This window comes from Nonomuraea sp. NPDC048826 (assembly GCF_043198225.1).
Taxonomy (GTDB): Bacteria; Actinomycetota; Actinomycetes; order Streptosporangiales; family Streptosporangiaceae; genus Nonomuraea.
Window position 1 is genome coordinate 259,174 of record NZ_JBICUQ010000010.1, and the last position, 15,283, is coordinate 274,456.

Annotated in this window: 14 protein-coding genes; 4 read left to right on the forward strand and 10 right to left on the reverse strand. The window is 69.8% G+C overall.

Features of this window, described 5'->3' with window-relative positions; translation table 11 throughout:
* Window positions 1–40 precede the first annotated feature (40 nt).
* Window positions 41–1,264, forward strand: coding sequence for a hypothetical protein (locus tag ACGFI7_RS33990; RefSeq protein ID WP_393411920.1), 1,224 nt, complete (start codon window positions 41–43; stop codon window positions 1,262–1,264).
* 58 nt (window positions 1,265–1,322) lie between these two features.
* Here ACGFI7_RS33990 and ACGFI7_RS33995 read toward each other — a convergent pair whose 3' ends face one another.
* The 7 genes from ACGFI7_RS33995 to ACGFI7_RS34025 all read right to left on the reverse strand — a co-directional run bounded on the left by ACGFI7_RS33995 (window position 1,323) and on the right by ACGFI7_RS34025 (window position 8,645).
* Window positions 1,323–2,078 carry a succinate dehydrogenase/fumarate reductase iron-sulfur subunit gene (locus tag ACGFI7_RS33995; protein WP_393411922.1) on the reverse strand — a complete coding sequence of 252 codons (756 nt, stop codon included), beginning with the start codon at window positions 2,076–2,078 and terminating at the stop codon, window positions 1,323–1,325.
* A complete protein-coding gene (locus tag ACGFI7_RS34000) occupies window positions 2,075–3,973 on the reverse strand; it encodes a fumarate reductase/succinate dehydrogenase flavoprotein subunit (protein ID WP_393411923.1) in 1,899 nt (632 codons plus the stop codon). Before ACGFI7_RS34000 ends, ACGFI7_RS33995 begins: the two co-directional genes overlap by 4 nt.
* Window positions 3,974–3,985: 12 nt before the next feature.
* Entirely contained in the window at window positions 3,986–4,774 is a 789-nt protein-coding gene (locus ACGFI7_RS34005) for a hypothetical protein (protein WP_393411925.1), read from the reverse strand.
* A gap of 191 nt (window positions 4,775–4,965) precedes the next feature.
* Window positions 4,966–5,415, reverse strand: coding sequence for a response regulator (locus tag ACGFI7_RS34010; protein ID WP_393411927.1), 450 nt, complete (start codon window positions 5,413–5,415; stop codon window positions 4,966–4,968).
* Entirely contained in the window at window positions 5,408–6,553 is a 1,146-nt protein-coding gene (locus ACGFI7_RS34015) for an ATP-binding protein (RefSeq protein WP_393411929.1), read from the reverse strand. Before ACGFI7_RS34015 ends, ACGFI7_RS34010 begins: the two co-directional genes overlap by 8 nt.
* On the reverse strand, window positions 6,550–7,680 hold the full coding sequence (locus ACGFI7_RS34020; protein ID WP_393411931.1) for a PP2C family protein-serine/threonine phosphatase: 1,131 nt from the start codon (window positions 7,678–7,680) through the stop codon (window positions 6,550–6,552). Before ACGFI7_RS34020 ends, ACGFI7_RS34015 begins: the two co-directional genes overlap by 4 nt.
* A gap of 35 nt (window positions 7,681–7,715) precedes the next feature.
* Window positions 7,716–8,645 carry a LysR family transcriptional regulator gene (locus ACGFI7_RS34025; protein WP_393411933.1) on the reverse strand — a complete coding sequence of 310 codons (930 nt, stop codon included), beginning with the start codon at window positions 8,643–8,645 and terminating at the stop codon, window positions 7,716–7,718.
* A 129-nt stretch (window positions 8,646–8,774) separates the two neighbouring features.
* On the opposite strand from ACGFI7_RS34025, the gene ACGFI7_RS34030 reads away from it, so the two are divergent.
* Genes ACGFI7_RS34030 through ACGFI7_RS34040 form a run of 3 tightly spaced genes read left to right on the forward strand, consistent with a single transcriptional unit; the run spans window position 8,775 to window position 12,195 of the window.
* A complete protein-coding gene (locus ACGFI7_RS34030; protein WP_393411935.1) occupies window positions 8,775–9,536 on the forward strand; it encodes a succinate dehydrogenase cytochrome b subunit in 762 nt (253 codons plus the stop codon).
* Window positions 9,533–11,458: a fumarate reductase/succinate dehydrogenase flavoprotein subunit gene (locus ACGFI7_RS34035; protein ID WP_393411937.1), complete on the forward strand. Its 1,926-nt coding sequence runs from the start codon at window positions 9,533–9,535 to the stop codon at window positions 11,456–11,458. The genes ACGFI7_RS34030 and ACGFI7_RS34035 overlap by 4 nt, the downstream gene beginning before the upstream one ends.
* Window positions 11,455–12,195 (forward strand): succinate dehydrogenase/fumarate reductase iron-sulfur subunit, encoded by a 741-nt coding sequence (locus ACGFI7_RS34040; RefSeq protein WP_148029219.1) that lies wholly within the window; start codon window positions 11,455–11,457, stop codon window positions 12,193–12,195. Before ACGFI7_RS34035 ends, ACGFI7_RS34040 begins: the two co-directional genes overlap by 4 nt.
* Window positions 12,196–12,254: 59 nt before the next feature.
* On the opposite strand, the gene ACGFI7_RS34045 is transcribed toward ACGFI7_RS34040, so the two are convergent.
* The 3 genes from ACGFI7_RS34045 to ACGFI7_RS34055 form a co-directional block, all read right to left on the reverse strand.
* A complete protein-coding gene (locus ACGFI7_RS34045) occupies window positions 12,255–13,691 on the reverse strand; it encodes an MFS transporter (RefSeq protein ID WP_393411939.1) in 1,437 nt (478 codons plus the stop codon).
* Between the two features lie 73 nt (window positions 13,692–13,764).
* Entirely contained in the window at window positions 13,765–14,253 is a 489-nt protein-coding gene (locus ACGFI7_RS34050) for a MarR family winged helix-turn-helix transcriptional regulator (protein WP_393411941.1), read from the reverse strand.
* 90 nt (window positions 14,254–14,343) lie between these two features.
* The gene (locus ACGFI7_RS34055; protein ID WP_393411943.1) at window positions 14,344–15,264 is read right to left on the reverse strand and encodes an alpha/beta hydrolase family protein; all 921 of its coding nucleotides are present in this window, start codon (window positions 15,262–15,264) and stop codon (window positions 14,344–14,346) included.
* Between the last annotated feature and the right edge of the window lie 19 nt (window positions 15,265–15,283).

Genomic DNA, 15,283 nt, shown 5'->3' on the forward strand with positions numbered 1-15,283 from the left:
ATTCCCTTGACCGTGGATTTGGATCGCGCGGAGGGCACAGGTGGCACGCAAACGAGCGACGGCCGTCTCCGCCATGGTGCTCGCCCTCGGGTTAACCGGCGTCGGGGTCATCCCGTTCGTCGGAGCGAGCGCGACGGCGTCGGCAACAGCGCTGGACCCGGTGGAGCCTTGTGACGCCGGCCAGTGCCCGACCCAGCCCGAGACCACCATCACGATCACCACCACGCTCCCGACGCCGACCCCGGAGCCGGAGCAGCCCGAGACCACGATCACCAAGACGGTGACGGCGTCGCCGACGAAGAAGACGCAGGCCCCGCGGCCGACGAAGACCAAGACCTCCAGCACCCCCGACGCGCCCGCCACCACCCATTCCGCGGCCCCGCCGCCGCAGCAGCAGGTGCCGACCCAGACGGCGCAGGAAGTGCCGGACGCCACCACGCCGACGGCCGAGGAGTCGGTCCTGATGCCCACCGTCGCGGGCACCGAGACCCCGACGCCGCCGCCCTCCACCGACGCCGCCTCCGTCGAGAGCGACACCGTGCAGCTGGAGGTGCGCAACGCGGCGCCCGAGTACGACCAGCGCAGCCTCACCCAGCGGCTCAGCATCCCGGCGTTGATCATGGTGCTGCTGGCGTTGTTCGCGGTGCTGATCTTCGAAGGGCGACTGCGCCGGATGGCGCACGCCGCGGCCGTCCGCAAGGCGGGTCCGCAGGCCGGGGCCTATCCCGGCGCCCACCCGAACCATCCCGGCCCGTACCCGAGCCCGGCCGAGGGCTACCCGGCGGGGCCCGGCTACGCCACCGCCGGCGTCGCGGCCCCCGGCTACCCGGGCGGCACCGCGTACGCGCCGATCATCAGCTTCGTGCCCGTGCAGACCTTCCCCAGCGGGCAGGTCCAGTACGGCGCGGTCTACCACGACCCGAACGCGACCCAGGTCGCCTCCGGCCCGGCGCCCCAGCCGCCGGCGCAGGAGCCCGTGGTGCTGGCTCCCGATCAGTACGACTCGTACGGCGCCCAGCCGGCCCGGCCCGAGCCGGAGGAGTTCAGGGCGCCGTTCGAGCCGCTGGTCCCGCCGGAGACGCCGCCCTCCGACATCCCGCCGGGCGGCGCGGGCCCGTACGAGGACGACCCGGACCGGCCGCTCGGCCCGGCCTCGGCCGCCGAGCCGGGCGACTCCGAGCCCTGGAGCGCCCCGCTCGACCGCACCGTCGAACAGCGTTTCCCCGAGGGCGACGACGGCCCGGAGTGGAACCACCGGCGCTGACCCCCGGACACGAGAAACGCGGCGGGACGTCCGAGTCCCGCCGCGTTCCTGATCGGACTTACTTACTGGCGCGCTTGAAGATCTTGTTGCCCAGCCACACCAGCGGGTCGTACTTGCGGTCGACCACGCGCTCCTTCATCGGGATCAGCGCGTTGTCAGTGATCTTGATGTGCTCCGGGCAGACCTCGGTGCAGCACTTGGTGATGTTGCAGTAGCCCAGCCCGTGGTCCTGCTGGGCCGACTCCTGGCGCTCCGCCACGTCGTACGGGTGCATGTCGAGCTCGGCGATCCGCATGAGGAACCGCGGCCCGGAGAAGGCCGGCTTGTTCTCCTCGTGGTCGCGGATCACGTGGCAGATGTTGTTGCACATGAAGCACTCGATGCACTTGCGGAACTCCTGGGACCGCTCGACATCGACCTGCTGCATCCGGTAGTCGCCGGGCCGCACGCCCTCGGGGGGCGTGAAGGACGGGACTTCCCTGGCCTTCTCGTAGTTGTACGAGACGTCGGTGACGAGGTCCTTGATCACGGGGAAGGTCCGCATCGGCGTCACCGTGATCGTCTCGTCCTCGGAGAAGGTCGACATCCGGGTCATGCAGCCCAGCCGCGGCTTGCCGTTGATCTCCATCGAGCACGAGCCGCACTTGCCGGCCTTGCAGTTCCAGCGCACGGCCAGGTCGGGGGCCTGGGTGGCCTGGAGCCGGTGGATGATGTCGAGGACGACCTCGCCCTCGTTCACCTCGACGGTGAAGTCTTCGAGCTTGCCTTCGCCGCCCTCACCGCGCCAGACCCTGAACTTCGCCTTGTAGCTCATTTCGCGATCCTGTCGAACTCGTCCATCTCTTCGTCGGTGAGGTACTTGCTCAGCTCGTCGCGGTCGAAGAGGGTGAACAGGTCGTCCCGCATCGCGGGCTGCACCTTCTCCTCGACCGTGATGGACCCGCCGTCCTCGGTGGAGCAGACCAGCAGCTTGCGCCGCCACTCCGGCCGCATGCCGGGGTGGTCGTCGCGGGTGTGGCCGCCGCGGCTCTCCTCGCGCAGCAGCGCCGCCTTGGCCACGCACTCCGACACGAGGATCATGTTGCGCAGGTCGAGCGCGAGGTGCCAGCCGGGGTTGTAGATGCGCGAGCCGCCCGCGCCGACGAGCTGCACCCGCTCCTTGAGCTTCTCCACGACTTGCAGCGCCTCGGACAGCTCCTCGGCCTTGCGGATGATGCCGGCCAGCTCGTTCATGGTCCGCTGGAGCTCGTGGTGGACCTCGTACGGGTTCTCGCCGGAGCGCTCGAGAGGCGCCAGGGCCTCCGCACGGGCGGTCTCCACCTGCTCCTGGTCCACCTTGGGCCGGGCGGGCAGCGCGTCGATGTAGGCCGCGGCGCCGGCGCCCGCGCGGCGGCCGAACACCAGCAGGTCCGACAGCGAGTTGCCGCCGAGCCGGTTGGAGCCGTGCATGCCGCCGGACACCTCGCCGGCCGCGAACAGGCCGGGCACCGAGGCGCCGCCGGTGTCGGCGTCGACCTCGACGCCGCCCATGATGTAGTGGCAGGTCGGGCCCACCTGCATGGGCTCGGCGGTGATGTCGACGTCGGCCAGCTCCTTGAACTGGTGGTGCATCGACGGCAGCCGCCGCTTGATCTCCTCGGCCGGGAGCCGGGTGGACACGTCCAGGTAGACGCCGCCCTGAGGTGATCCGCGGCCCGCCTTCACCTCGGCGTTGATGGCCCTGGCCACCTCGTCACGGGGCAGCAGCTCCGGAGGGCGGCGGTTGTTGGCCTGGTCGGTGTACCACCGGTCGGCCTCTTCCTCGGTGGTGGCGTACTTGTCCTTGAACACCTCGGGGATGTACTTGAACATGAAGCGCTCGCCCTCGGAGTTGCGCAGCACGCCGCCGTCGCCGCGCACCGACTCGGTGACGAGGATGCCGCGCACCGAAGGCGGCCAGACCATCCCGGTGGGGTGGAACTGGATGAACTCCATGTTGATGAGGCTCGCTCCGGCCAGGAGGGCCAGGGCGTGCCCGTCACCGGTGTACTCCCAGGAGTTCGAGGTGACCACGTAGGACTTGCCGATGCCGCCGGTGGCCAGCACCACGGCGGGCGTGTCGAAGAGCACGAAGCTGCCGGTCTCGCGCCAGTAGCCGAACGCGCCGGAGATCCGGTCGCCGTCCTTGAGCAGGCGCGTCACCGTGCATTCCTGGAAGACCTTGATGTAGGCCTCGTAGTCGCCGTGCTGCTCGTAGTCCTCCTGCTGGAGGGCGACCACGCGCTGCTGGAGGGTGCGGATCATCTCCAGGCCGGTGCGGTCGCCGACGTGGGCCAGCCGGGGGTACTCGTGGCCGCCGAAGTTACGCTGGCTGATCTTGCCGTCCTTGGTGCGGTCGAAGAGCGCTCCCCAGGCCTCCAGCTCCCAGACCCGGTCCGGCGCCTCCTTCGCGTGCAGCTCGGCCATCCGCCAGTTGTTGAGGAACTTGCCGCCCCGCATGGTGTCGCGGAAGTGCACCATCCAGTTGTCGTCGGGGTTGACGTTCCCCATCGCGGCCGCGGCCCCGCCCTCGGCCATGACGGTGTGGGCCTTGCCGAACAGCGACTTGCACACGATGGCCGTGCGCTTGCCCTGCTGGCGGGCCTCGATGGCGGCCCGCAGCCCGGCGCCCCCCGCGCCGATGACGACGACGTCGTACTCGTGACGCTCGATGTTGATCGAGTTATCCACTTGAAGTGATCCTTACGCGAACGGGAAGGCGATGATGCCCTTGGCCACCAGGCGGACGTAGAGGTCGGCGCCCATGACGGAGAACATCGAGGCCCACGCCCACTGCTGGTGCTTGGCGTTGAGCTTGGAGACGAAGGTCCAGGCCCGGTAGCGGAGCGGGTGCCGGGAGAAGTGGTTGAGCCGGCCCGCGGTGATGTGACGGCAGGAGTGGCAGCCGAGCGTGTAGCCGAGGATGAGCACGGCGTTGAGCGTCAGGATCCAGCTGCCGAGGCCGAGCGGCTTGTGGACCACCGCCATCACGGCGTCGTAGGTCAGGATGGCGCCGACCAGGAGCGCGAAGTAGAAGAAGTAGCGGTGGATGTTCTGCATGATCAGCGGGAACCGCGTCTCACCGGTGTACTTCCCGTGCGGCTCCTGCACCGCGCACGCGGCCGGCGACAGCCAGAACGAGCGGTAGTAGGACTTGCGGTAGTAGTAGCACGTCAGCCGGAACCCGCCCGGCAGGCCGAGGATCAGCAGCCCCGGCGGAAGTGCGTACCAGTCGCCGACGGGCGCCCATCCGAACAGTCGCGCGCCTTCACAGACGTCCTGCGTCGTCAGACAGGGCGCGGCGAAAGGAGCGATATACGGTTCGACGAAGTTGTTCGTGTCGAAGATCGCCCACACGCCGTAGATCAAGAATGAGCTGAGCCCGAGGAATACGACAAGCGGAGTGAGCCACCATCGGTCGGTGCGCAGAGTGCGCACCTTGACCTGGGCACGCTGCTTTCTCACTGGTGCGTCGGGCGTCGTCTGGGTCATCGCGGACCTCTCCACCTCCCGCGGACCCCGCACGCCTGGGGTCCGGGTCGTTCTTCTAGGCGCCTTCGGCGGTGACAGTGCCGCGCGGGCGCGCAGTTGGTGTGGCATACGTTACGACGAGCGCATCGGGATTTGTGAGGACGGTCACTCACTTTCTCCTGCTCACACTGTGATTCCTGTCACGTCCTCCGTCAGGGCTGCCGTCCCTGGTGAGGCAACTTCACCACAGTCACGAAAAAGTTATCGATTTGACGGACAACCCTTATGAATTGCCCAAAATCGACGGGTTTAGCCACGTATGCATTGGCGTGCATCCGGTAACTCCGGATGACGTCCTCCTCGGCCTCCGACGTCGTCAGGATGACCACCGGGATCGTCCGGAGAAGGGGGTCGGCCTTAACCTCGCCCAGCACTTCCATGCCGCTCTTCCTGGGCAGGTTGAGATCGAGCAGCACCAGGTCGGGCGTCGGCGCCTCCGCGTAGGGGCCCTCCCGGCGCAGGAACGCCATGGCCTGCTCGCCGTCGCTCACCACGTGCAGGCGGTTGCGCACCTTGTTGAGCGCGAACGCCTCCTGGGTGATCAGCACGTCACCCTGGTCGTCCTCCACCAGCAGCACCTCGATCGGCCGACAGTCACCCATCGTCGTCACCTGCCGGGGGAAGCGTCCAGCGGAACGTGGTGCCCCGGCTGCCCGAGTCGCCGTCGAGCCAGAGCCGGCCGCCGTGATAGTCGACGATCTTGCGGCAGAGGGCGAGGCCGATGCCGGTGCCGGGGTAGACGTCGCGCGGGTGCAGCCGCTGGAAGATGAGGAAGATGCGGTCGGCGTACTTGGGGTCGACCCCGATGCCGTTGTCGGCGCAGCTGAACTCCCACATGCCGTCGCGCTCGACCGCCTCGATCCGGACCCGGGGCGGCTCGTCGCCGCGGAACTTGACCGCGTTCTCGATCAGGTTCTGGAACAGCTGGGTGAGCAGCAGCTGGCTGCCCACGACCCGGGGCAGGGGGCCGGTGGTCACGGTGGCGCCGGTGTCCTCGACCGCCGCCGACAGGTTCTCCAGCGCCGCCCGGACCGCCACGCCGCTGTCCATGGGCGCCCGCTCGCCGCCGATCCGGCCCACGCGCGAGAAGTCGAGCAGGTCGTTGATGAGCAGCTGCATGCGCTTGGCGCCGTCGACCGCGAACCGGATGTACTGCCTGGCCCGGTCGTCGAGCTCGTTCCCGTACCGCTGCTCCAGCATCTGGGTGAAGCTCGCGACCTTCCGCAGCGGCTCCTGCAGGTCGTGGCTGGCCACGTACGCGAACTGCTCCAGCTCGTTGTTGGACCGGCGCAGCTCGTCGGACTGGTCGGTGGCGGTGCGCCAGCCGGACAGGATGCGCCGGCGCATCGAGTCGATGTGGCTCGACAGCTCGGCCAGCTCGGCGGGCCGCTCCACGCCGAGCCGGTGGTCGAAGTCGCCGCCGGCGACCTTGCGCACCTGCTCGGTCAGCCGGGCGATGGGATCGAGCACGGTGAAACGCAGGATGAACGCGAACGCCACGCCGGCGGCCAGGATCACCACGAACAGCACCACGAGCGCGATGTTGAGCCGGTTGATCTGCGCGGCCACCTCGGGCTTGGGGCCCAGCTCGCGCACCCGGGCGATCATCAGCATGGTGAGCACCACGCCGCCGAGGAACGCCACGAAGGTGGTCCCGCCGGCGACCACGAACCAGCGGGCGATCGGCACCCGGCCGACCCCGGTGGCCGGCCGGGCGGGAGGCAGGGGATGGATGCTCATGGCTCACCTCTGCTGACGACCACGGCCGCCAGGTCGTCGGTGAGGGTCCCGACGTCGCCGATGAGCCGGTCGATGTCGATGGCGCCGTGGAGCCGGACCAGCTTGACGAGCCCGTCCACACCGAGCATCTCGCCGCCGAGCGCGGCCTCGATCAGCCCGTCGGTGTAGAGCATCATCGACCAGTGCTCGCCCAGCGGCACGTCGAGCACCGTCCATCGGGCGTCAGGGAAGATGCCGAGCGGCGGCCCGGACGGCGCGCCCTCGACCACGCTCACTTTCCCGTCGCGCACCAGCACCGGGGGAGGATGGCCGACGACCCGCATCCTGGCCCGCGACAGGTCGGGCGTGATCGTGGTCATGCAGAGCGTGGTGAAGATCTCCGGAGCCCTGCGCTCGGCCCGCAGCAGGGTGTCGAGCGTACGCAGCAGCAGGTCGCCGGTCTGCCCGGCGAGCACGAGCGTGCGCCAGGCGATGCGCAGCGCCACGCCGAGCGCGGCCTCGTCGGGTCCGTGGCCGCAGACGTCGCCGACCACCACGTGGATCGAGCCGTCGGCCGTCTGCACCGTGTCGAGGAAGTCGCCGGCCAGCCGCTGGCCCTGCGAGCCGGGCAGGTAGCGGGTGGCGTGGCGCAGCTCGCGGGTGCGCAGCAGCGGCACGGGGAGCAGGCCGTTCTCCAGGCGGGCGTTCTCCTTGGCGGTCAGCTGCGCCTCGACCAGCCGGCGCTGGGCCAGGTCGGCGCGCTTGCGCTCCATGGCATAGCGGATGGCCCTGGCCAGGAGGCGGGCGTCGACGTCCTGCTTCACCAGGTAGTCCTGCGCCCCCGCCTGCACCGCCGCGACCCCGACGTGGGCGTCGCGCAACCCGGTCAGCACCAGCACCGCGGCGTCCCTGGCCAGGGCCAGCACCTGCTCCAGCGCTTCCAGGCCGGTGGCGTCGGGCAGGGAGAGGTCGACCAGCACGCACTGGACGTGCGGGCCCAGCTGGGACTTCATCTCCTGCAGAGTGCGCACCCAGGTGATCCTGGGCGGCGCCTCCGCCTGATTGAGCAACTCCTCCACGAGGAAGGCGTCTCCTGCGTCGTCCTCGATGAGGAGCAGGGTCAGCGTCTCGTTCAGCGTCGCCGTCACGCCTACCCTTCCGGAGTGTCCGGGGCCTTTGCTGCTCATTCTGCGATGAGCTCCACCCCTTGTGGAAGGGTGCCTTCCTGTCCGGCTTCGATCACATACGAGAGAAGTGTCGCCCGGAACGCCTGCGCGGCCCTGATCGGCTCCACGTCCTTGCGGTGCGCCAGCGCGATCGTCCGGCTCAGTCCGGGCGGCGCGAGCGGCGTGCCGGTCAGCCCCGGCCGCCCGTCCAGCGCCATCGACGGCACCACGGCCACGCCCAGCCCCGCCTCGACGAACCGCAGCACCGCGTCCATCTCGCCGCCCTGGACGGCGAACCGGGGCTCGAACCCCGCCTGACGGCAGGCCGCCAGCGTCGCGTCGCGCAGGTCGTAGCCGGTCCTGAACATGACCAGCGGCTTGCCGCGCAGCTCGTCGATCCGCAGGTACGGCTTGCGCGGCCGTTCGGTCACGGGGGAGGCCACGACCAGGTTCTCGCGCAGGATCTCCTCGGTCACCAGCGACGGGTCGTCGTGCTGCAACGGCATGATGATCAGCGACAGGTCGAGCTGGCCGCGGGCCAGCGCGCGCACCAGGTCCCGCGAGCCGCCCTCCTCGACCAGCAGGCCGATCCCGGGGTACGCGTGATGGAAGCGGGCCAGCGCGTCGGCCATGAGCCCCGCGCACAGCGAGGGCGTCGCGCCCAGCCGCACCGTGCCCCGGCGCAGCCCGGCCAGCTCGGCCACCTCCTGCCTGGCGGTGTCGGCGTCGGCCAGCATCCGGCGGGCCAGCGGCAGCAGCGCCTCCCCGGCCGGGGTCAGCGTGACGTTGCCGCGCGCCCGGGAGAACAGCGGCGCGCCCAGCTCGTTCTCCAGCGCCTTGATCTGCTTGCTGAGCGAGGGCTGCGCCACCCGCATCCGCTCGGCCGCGTGGGTGAAGTGCCTGGTCTCTGCCACCGTGACGAAGTACGCCAACTGCTGGAACTGCATGTGATATTCCTCGCAACCAGCCGGCTAGATGAACGTCCCTATGCCGTACAAACCAGACATCATAGCCGGTGGCTATCGAAACCAGGCCCCTCATGACTTGGACGGATCATCGCAGGTTACCTAGCGTCGATGAACGTGACAGCCACGATTGAGCGCGGCGCCGCCACCGCGCCCGTTATCCCCCCCAAGGGTGAGAAGCCCAGAGCCAAGCGGCCTGGCGGGTTCCTGACCTCGTCCAACGGCAAGAAAGTCATCATGGCCGTCACGGGGGCCGTGATGGTGCTCTTCCTCCTCGCCCACATGGTGGGCAACCTCAAGATCTTCGCGGGTCGCCAGTCCTTCAACGAGTACGCGCACGCGCTGCGCACCCTCCTGGAGCCGATCGCCCCGTACCGGTCCCTGCTCACCATCCTCGAGATCGGCCTCGTCCTCGCGGTGGTCCTGCACATGTGGGCGGCGATCTCGCTGTCCCGCCGCGCCGCCGCGGCCCGCCCGGTGAAGTACGCGGCGAAGAAGAAGTCGCAGGCCCACGGGTACGCCACGCACATCATGCGGTACGGCGGCCTCACGATCGCGCTGTTCGTCGTCTATCACCTGCTCGACCTGACCTTCGGCGTGGTGAACCCGAAGGGCTTCGACTCCACCCCGGCCGACCGCATGATCGCCGGTTTCGACCCGTCCCGGTGGTACGTGACGATCCTGTACGTCGTCGCCGTCGCCCTGGTCGGCATGCACCTGCGGCACGGCATCTGGAGCGCCTTCCAGACGCTCGGCGTGGCCAACCGCGACAGGAACAAGGCGCTGCGCGCGGCCGCGGCCCTGCTGTCCGCGCTCCTGGTCATCGGCTTCCTCGCGCCGCCCCTCACCATCACGTTCGGAGTGATCCAGTGAACTACGTCGAAGGCGCGGAGATCCGCGACACCAAGGCCCCGGCCGGTCCCATCGAGGAGCGGTGGGAGAAGCGCAAGTTCGGCGCCCGCCTGGTCAACCCGGCCAACAAGCGCAAGCTGAACGTCATCGTGGTCGGCACCGGCCTGGCCGGCGGCTCCGCCGCCGCGACGCTCGGCGAGCTCGGCTACAACGTCAAGTCGTTCTGCTATCAGGACTCGCCCCGGCGCGCCCACTCCATCGCCGCCCAGGGCGGCATCAACGCCGCCAAGAACTACCGCGGCGACGGCGACTCCATCTACCGCCTGTTCTACGACACGGTGAAGGGCGGCGACTTCCGCGCCCGCGAGTCGAACGTCTACCGGCTGGCCGAGGTCTCGGTGAACATCATCGACCAGGCCGTGGCCCAGGGCGTGCCGTTCGCCCGCGAGTACGGCGGCCTGCTCGACACCCGCTCCTTCGGCGGCGCCCAGGTCTCCCGTACCTTCTACGCCCGCGGACAGACGGGCCAGCAGCTCCTGCTCGGCGCGTACCAGGCGCTGGAGCGGCAGATCGCGGCCGGGACCGTGGAGATGTTCACTCGCCACGAGATGCTCGACCTGATCGTCTCCGACGGCCGGGCCCGCGGCATCATCGTGCGCGACATGGTGACCGGCGAGATCGAGCGGCACTTCGCCGACGCCGTGGTGCTCGCCACCGGCGGCTACGGCAACGTGTTCTTCCTGTCCACGAACGCCAAGGGCTGCAACACCACCGCCATCTGGCGGGCGCACGAGCGGGGCGCGTACTTCGCCAACCCCTGCTACACGCAGATCCACCCCACCTGCATCCCGGTCTCCGGCGACCACCAGTCGAAGCTCACGCTCATGTCGGAGTCGCTGCGCAACGACGGCCGCGTCTGGGTGCCGGCGCGCAAGAACGACAGCCGCGCTCCTGGCGACATCCCGGACGCCGAGCGCGACTACTACCTGGAGCGGATCTACCCCGCCTTCGGCAACCTGGTCCCGCGTGACATCGCCTCCCGCGCCGCCAAGAACGTCTGCGACGAGGGCCGCGGCGTCGGCCCCGGCGGCCTGGGCGTCTACCTCGACTTCCGCGACGCCATCAACCGGCTCGGCCGCGACGCCGTGGAGAAGAAGTACGGCAACCTGTTCGAGATGTACGAGCGCATCACGGGCGAGAACCCGTACGAGGAGCCGATGCGCATCTACCCGGCCGTCCACTACACGATGGGCGGCCTGTGGGTGGACTACGACCTGCAGTCGACGGTCCCCGGCCTGTTCGTGATCGGCGAGGCCAACTTCTCCGACCACGGCGCCAACCGGCTCGGCGCGTCCGCGCTGATGCAGGGCCTGGCCGACGGCTACTTCGTGCTGCCCACCACGATCGGTGACTACCTGGCCGACGGGCCGTTCGGGGACGTCGACGAGGAGGCCGTCGCGTCGGCCGAGCTGAAGGTCCGTACGAAGATCGACCGTCTCATGTCGGTGAACGGCACCCGCACCCCCGACTCCTTCCACCGCGAGCTGGGCAAGCTCATGTGGGACTACTGCGGCATGGAGCGCACCGAGGAGTCGCTGCGCAAGGCCCTGGAGCGCATCCCCGAGCTGCGCCAGGAGTTCTGGGAGAACGTCAAGGTCACCGGCACCGCCGAGGAGCTGAACCAGGTGCTGGAGAAGGCCGGCCGGGTGGCCGACTTCTTCGACCTGGCCGAGCTGATGTGTCTGGACGCCCTGGTGCGCACCGAGTCGTGCGGCGGCCACTTCCGGGCCGAGTCGCAGGACTCCGACGGTGAGGCGCTGCGCGACGACGAGAACTTCGCCCACGTCTCGGCCTGGGAGCACTCCCTCGACGGCACGCCGGTGCTGCACAAGGAGTCGCTCCAGTACGAGTACGTCAAGATGAGCCAGCGGAGCTACAAGTGAACCTGACCCTGAAGGTCTGGCGTCAGAGCGGTCCCAAGGACCGGGGGCGCATGGTGACGTACCGGGTGGAGGACGTCTCACCCGACATGTCCTTCCTGGAGATGCTGGATGTGCTGAACGAGCGGCTCATCCTCGAAGGCGACGACCCGATCGCCTTCGACCACGACTGCCGTGAGGGCATCTGCGGCATGTGCGGCATGGTCATCAACGGCGTGGCGCACGGCGAGCAGGTGGCCACCACCACCTGCCAGCTCCACATGCGCCACTTCGAGGACGGCGCCACCATCACCATCGAGCCGTGGCGGGCCGCGCCGTTCCCGGTGATCAAGGACCTGGTCGTCGACCGGAGCTCCTTCGACCGCATCATCCAGGCGGGCGGGTTCGTCTCCGTGCCCGCCGGCTCCGCCCCGGACGCGCACAGCGTGCCCGTCCGCAAGGAGGACGCCGACGCCGCCTTCGACGCCGCCACCTGCATCGGCTGCGGCGCCTGCGTCGCGGCCTGCCCCAACGGGTCGGCGTCCCTCTTCACCGCCGCCAAGATCACCCACCTCAGCCTGCTCCCGCAGGGCCAGCCCGAGCGCCTGTCCCGGGCCAAGGCCATGGTGGACCAGATGGACGCCGAGGGCTTCGGCGGCTGCACCAACACCGGTGAGTGCACGGCCGTCTGCCCCAAGGGCATCCCGCTGGACACGATCGCCCAGATGAACAGCGACTACCTCAAGGCCAACGCCAAGTAGTCCCGGCAACGCGAGAGGGCCGCTCCGATCGTCCGGAGCGGCCCTCTCGACGTCCGCGGCTACCGGTTGAGCGACGGTGCCGGCTCCTCGGCGGCGGCCTGGCGCGCGGGCGAGCGGAGCACGGCCAGCGCGACCCCGAGCGCCGCCAGCAGCAGGGCGGCCGCGATGCCGAACGCCAGCCGGTAGCCGCCGGTGAGGGCCGCCGCGTCGGTGACGCCCTGGGCCAGCAGGTCTCCGGTACGCGAGGCGGCCATCGTGGACAGCACCGCCACGCCGAGCGCCATGCCGATCTGCTGGGTGGTGTTGAACAGGCCGGAGGCGAGCCCGGCGTCGTCGGCCCTGGCGGCCGACATGCCGAGGGTGGCCAGCGCGGGCAGCACCAGGCCGCCGCCGGCGATCAGCAGCATGACCGGCAGCAGGTCGGGGACGTACGACGCCTGCACCGGCACCCGGGTGAGCCAGCCCATCGCGGCCAGCAGCAGCGTCAGCCCGGCGACCAGCACGGCACGGGCCCCGAACCGGCTGTTGAGCCGGGCGGAGACGAACAGCGAGATGCCGCCGATCGCGACCGCGGCGGGCAGCATCGCCAGGCCGGTCTGAAGCGCGCTGTAGTCCAGGACCTTCTGCATGTAGAGCGCGACGAGGATCTGGAAGGCGAACATCGCCGACAGGCTCAGCATCTGCGCCAGGTTCGCGCCCACGACGTTGCGGGAGCGGAGGACGCGCAGCGGCATCAGCGGGGTGCGGGCCTTGGCCTGGCGGACGAAGAAGCCGGCCAGCAGGGCCAGCGACAGCGCGCCCAGGCCCAGCGTGTGACCAGCGGCCCAGCCGTACTCCTCGATCTTGACGACCGTGTAGATGCCCAGCATCAGGCCGCCGGTGACCAGCGCGGCGCCGAGGGCGTCGGCGCCGGCGGAGAGGCCCGCGCCGCGGTCGGCGGGGAGCACGCGGATGGCCAGCGCGACGGTGGCCAGCCCGACCGGCAGGTTGATGAAGAAGATCCAGTTCCAGGAGAGCATGTCGGTGAGCACGCCGCCGAGCACCTGACCGATGGAGGCGCCGGCCGCGCCGGTGAAGCTGAACACGCCGATCGCCTTGGCCCGCTCGCCCGGCTCGGTGAACAGGGTCACCAGGATGCCGAGGACCACGGCCGCGGCCATGGCGCTGCTCGCGCCCTGGAGGAAACGGGCGGCGATCAGCATGGCCGGGGTGGTGGACAGTCCGGCGAGGAGCGACGCGAGGGTGAAGAGCGCGTTGCCCGCCAGGAACATGGTCTTGCGGCCGATCAGGTCGCCCAGCCGTCCGGCCAGGAGCAGCAGGCCGCCGAAGGGGATCAGGTAGGCGTTGACGGTCCAGCTCAATCCGGCGGGAGTGAAGCCCAGGTCGTGCTGGATGGCCGGCATGGCGACGGTGACGATGCTGCCGTCGAGGATGGTCATCAAACTCGCCGCCGACAAGACGATCAAGGCAAGCCGGCGAGAGGGGGTGGGCGACATGGGCCCTCCTGTTCGAAAGGGGAACAGGTGAGACCCTAACAGATAGTTTTGTTGTGGACGATCCTCTTTGGATCTATTTCTGGGGCTGGCGTGCCCTGCGGGTGCCGGGAGCGACCTCCACGGGGGTGCCCAGATGGCCCTCGACCAGCCGTTTCAGCGCCGACAGAAGCATCTCCCGCTCCTCCTTCGGCAGGGCGTCCAGCGCATCGCGGTGCACGCCGTCCACGATCTGCTGACTGCGCTCGGCGACCTCGGCACCCTTCTCGGTGACCGCGATGATGCGGGCCCGCCGATCGGTGCTGGAGGGGCGGCGCTCGGCCAGGCCCGCCTTCTCCAGGGCGTCGACGGTGACCACCATGGTCGTCTTGTCCATGTCGCCGAGCTCGGCGAGCTGGATCTGGGTGCGCTCCTCCTCCAGGGCGTGGACGAGCACACAGTGCATGCGCGCGGTGAGGCCGATCTCGGCCAGCGCCGCCGCCATCTTCGTCCGGAGCACGTGACTGGTGTGGTCGAGGAAGAAGGAAAGGTCCGGTTCGGTGCGATTGGGCGCCATGGCGGTCATACCTTGAGCCTACTCAATCGTTCCGATCCGGATTATCCGCAACAGACAGGCAGGTGGCGGCCCCCGCGGAGGGGGCCGCCGGAGGCCGGGTCAGCTGTGCGGGCAGGTGTCGCGGTACTCCTGGATGGCGGAGCCGCGAGGCGCCGGGCAGAGGAAGGGGTCGTAGCGGGTGTCGTCGTCGACGAACCGCTTCAGCCAGGCGACCATGGACTTGGCCATCGTGGTGTTCGTGGTCTGCGGGAAGAAGTGGCTGGCGCCGTTGAGCTCCAGATACGCCTTCTCCGACGAGGCCGGGATGCTCTCGTAGAACGGCTGCGCGTGGGTGTTGACCGAGGCGACCGAGTCGCTCTCACCACCGATGATCATCGTGGGCACGCGGACGCCGGACCAGTTCTTGGTCAGGTTCCACGGGGCGAGCGGGACGGCCGCCTGCAGGCTGGGCCGGTCGTCGGCGGCTTCGAGGCTGCCGCCGCCGCCCATCGAGTGACCGGCCACCGCCAGCCGCGACGCGTCGATGCGGCTGCGCACGGCCGACGGGCTGTCCTCCACCAGCCAGTCGAGCGCGGCCAGGAGCTGGCGGCCGCGGCTGGCCGGCTGGTCGTAGCGGGAGTTGGTCTCGATGCCGATGACCACGAAGCCGTGCGAGGCGATCCGCGGGCCGAGCCACGACAGACTCGACCAGGAGGCGGTGTAGCCGGGCGAGATGGCGATCGCGCCGAACGTGCCCTGGCTGGTGTCGTCCGGATAGTAGACCCGGCCGCCGCCGAACCCGCTCACGCTGAGCGAGGACACCGACCGCTCCGAGGTGCTGAACGGACCGCGGCTCGCCTCCAGGAGAGCGTCCGTCGGTGCCGGGCCACGCTCGTACGGGCCGGCGGCCTGGGCGGCCTGGGCGGGCTGGGCCAGGGTGAGGGCGCCGCAGGCGAGAGCCGCGGCCACGGCGAGTCTGGCGATCGCGTTACGGGGATACACGTCGGCAACTCCATCTGTGGGGGGTGCGAACGCCGCCATTGTTCGGCCCGGCGCCTCG

Coding starts and splice junctions, on each gene's coding strand:
- ACGFI7_RS34050 (WP_393411941.1), bottom strand. CDS start 14,253: ATGACCGCCATGGCGCCCAATCGCACCGAACCGGACCTTTCCTTCTTC.
- ACGFI7_RS34025 (WP_393411933.1), bottom strand. CDS start 8,645: ATGCAGTTCCAGCAGTTGGCGTACTTCGTCACGGTGGCAGAGACCAGG.
- ACGFI7_RS34030 (WP_393411935.1), top strand. CDS start 8,775: ATGAACGTGACAGCCACGATTGAGCGCGGCGCCGCCACCGCGCCCGTT.
- ACGFI7_RS34005 (WP_393411925.1), bottom strand. CDS start 4,774: ATGACCCAGACGACGCCCGACGCACCAGTGAGAAAGCAGCGTGCCCAG.
- ACGFI7_RS34055 (WP_393411943.1), bottom strand. CDS start 15,264: ATGGCGGCGTTCGCACCCCCCACAGATGGAGTTGCCGACGTGTATCCC.
- ACGFI7_RS34045 (WP_393411939.1), bottom strand. CDS start 13,691: ATGTCGCCCACCCCCTCTCGCCGGCTTGCCTTGATCGTCTTGTCGGCG.
- ACGFI7_RS34015 (WP_393411929.1), bottom strand. CDS start 6,553: ATGAGCATCCATCCCCTGCCTCCCGCCCGGCCGGCCACCGGGGTCGGC.
- ACGFI7_RS33995 (WP_393411922.1), bottom strand. CDS start 2,078: ATGAGCTACAAGGCGAAGTTCAGGGTCTGGCGCGGTGAGGGCGGCGAA.
- ACGFI7_RS34010 (WP_393411927.1), bottom strand. CDS start 5,415: ATGGGTGACTGTCGGCCGATCGAGGTGCTGCTGGTGGAGGACGACCAG.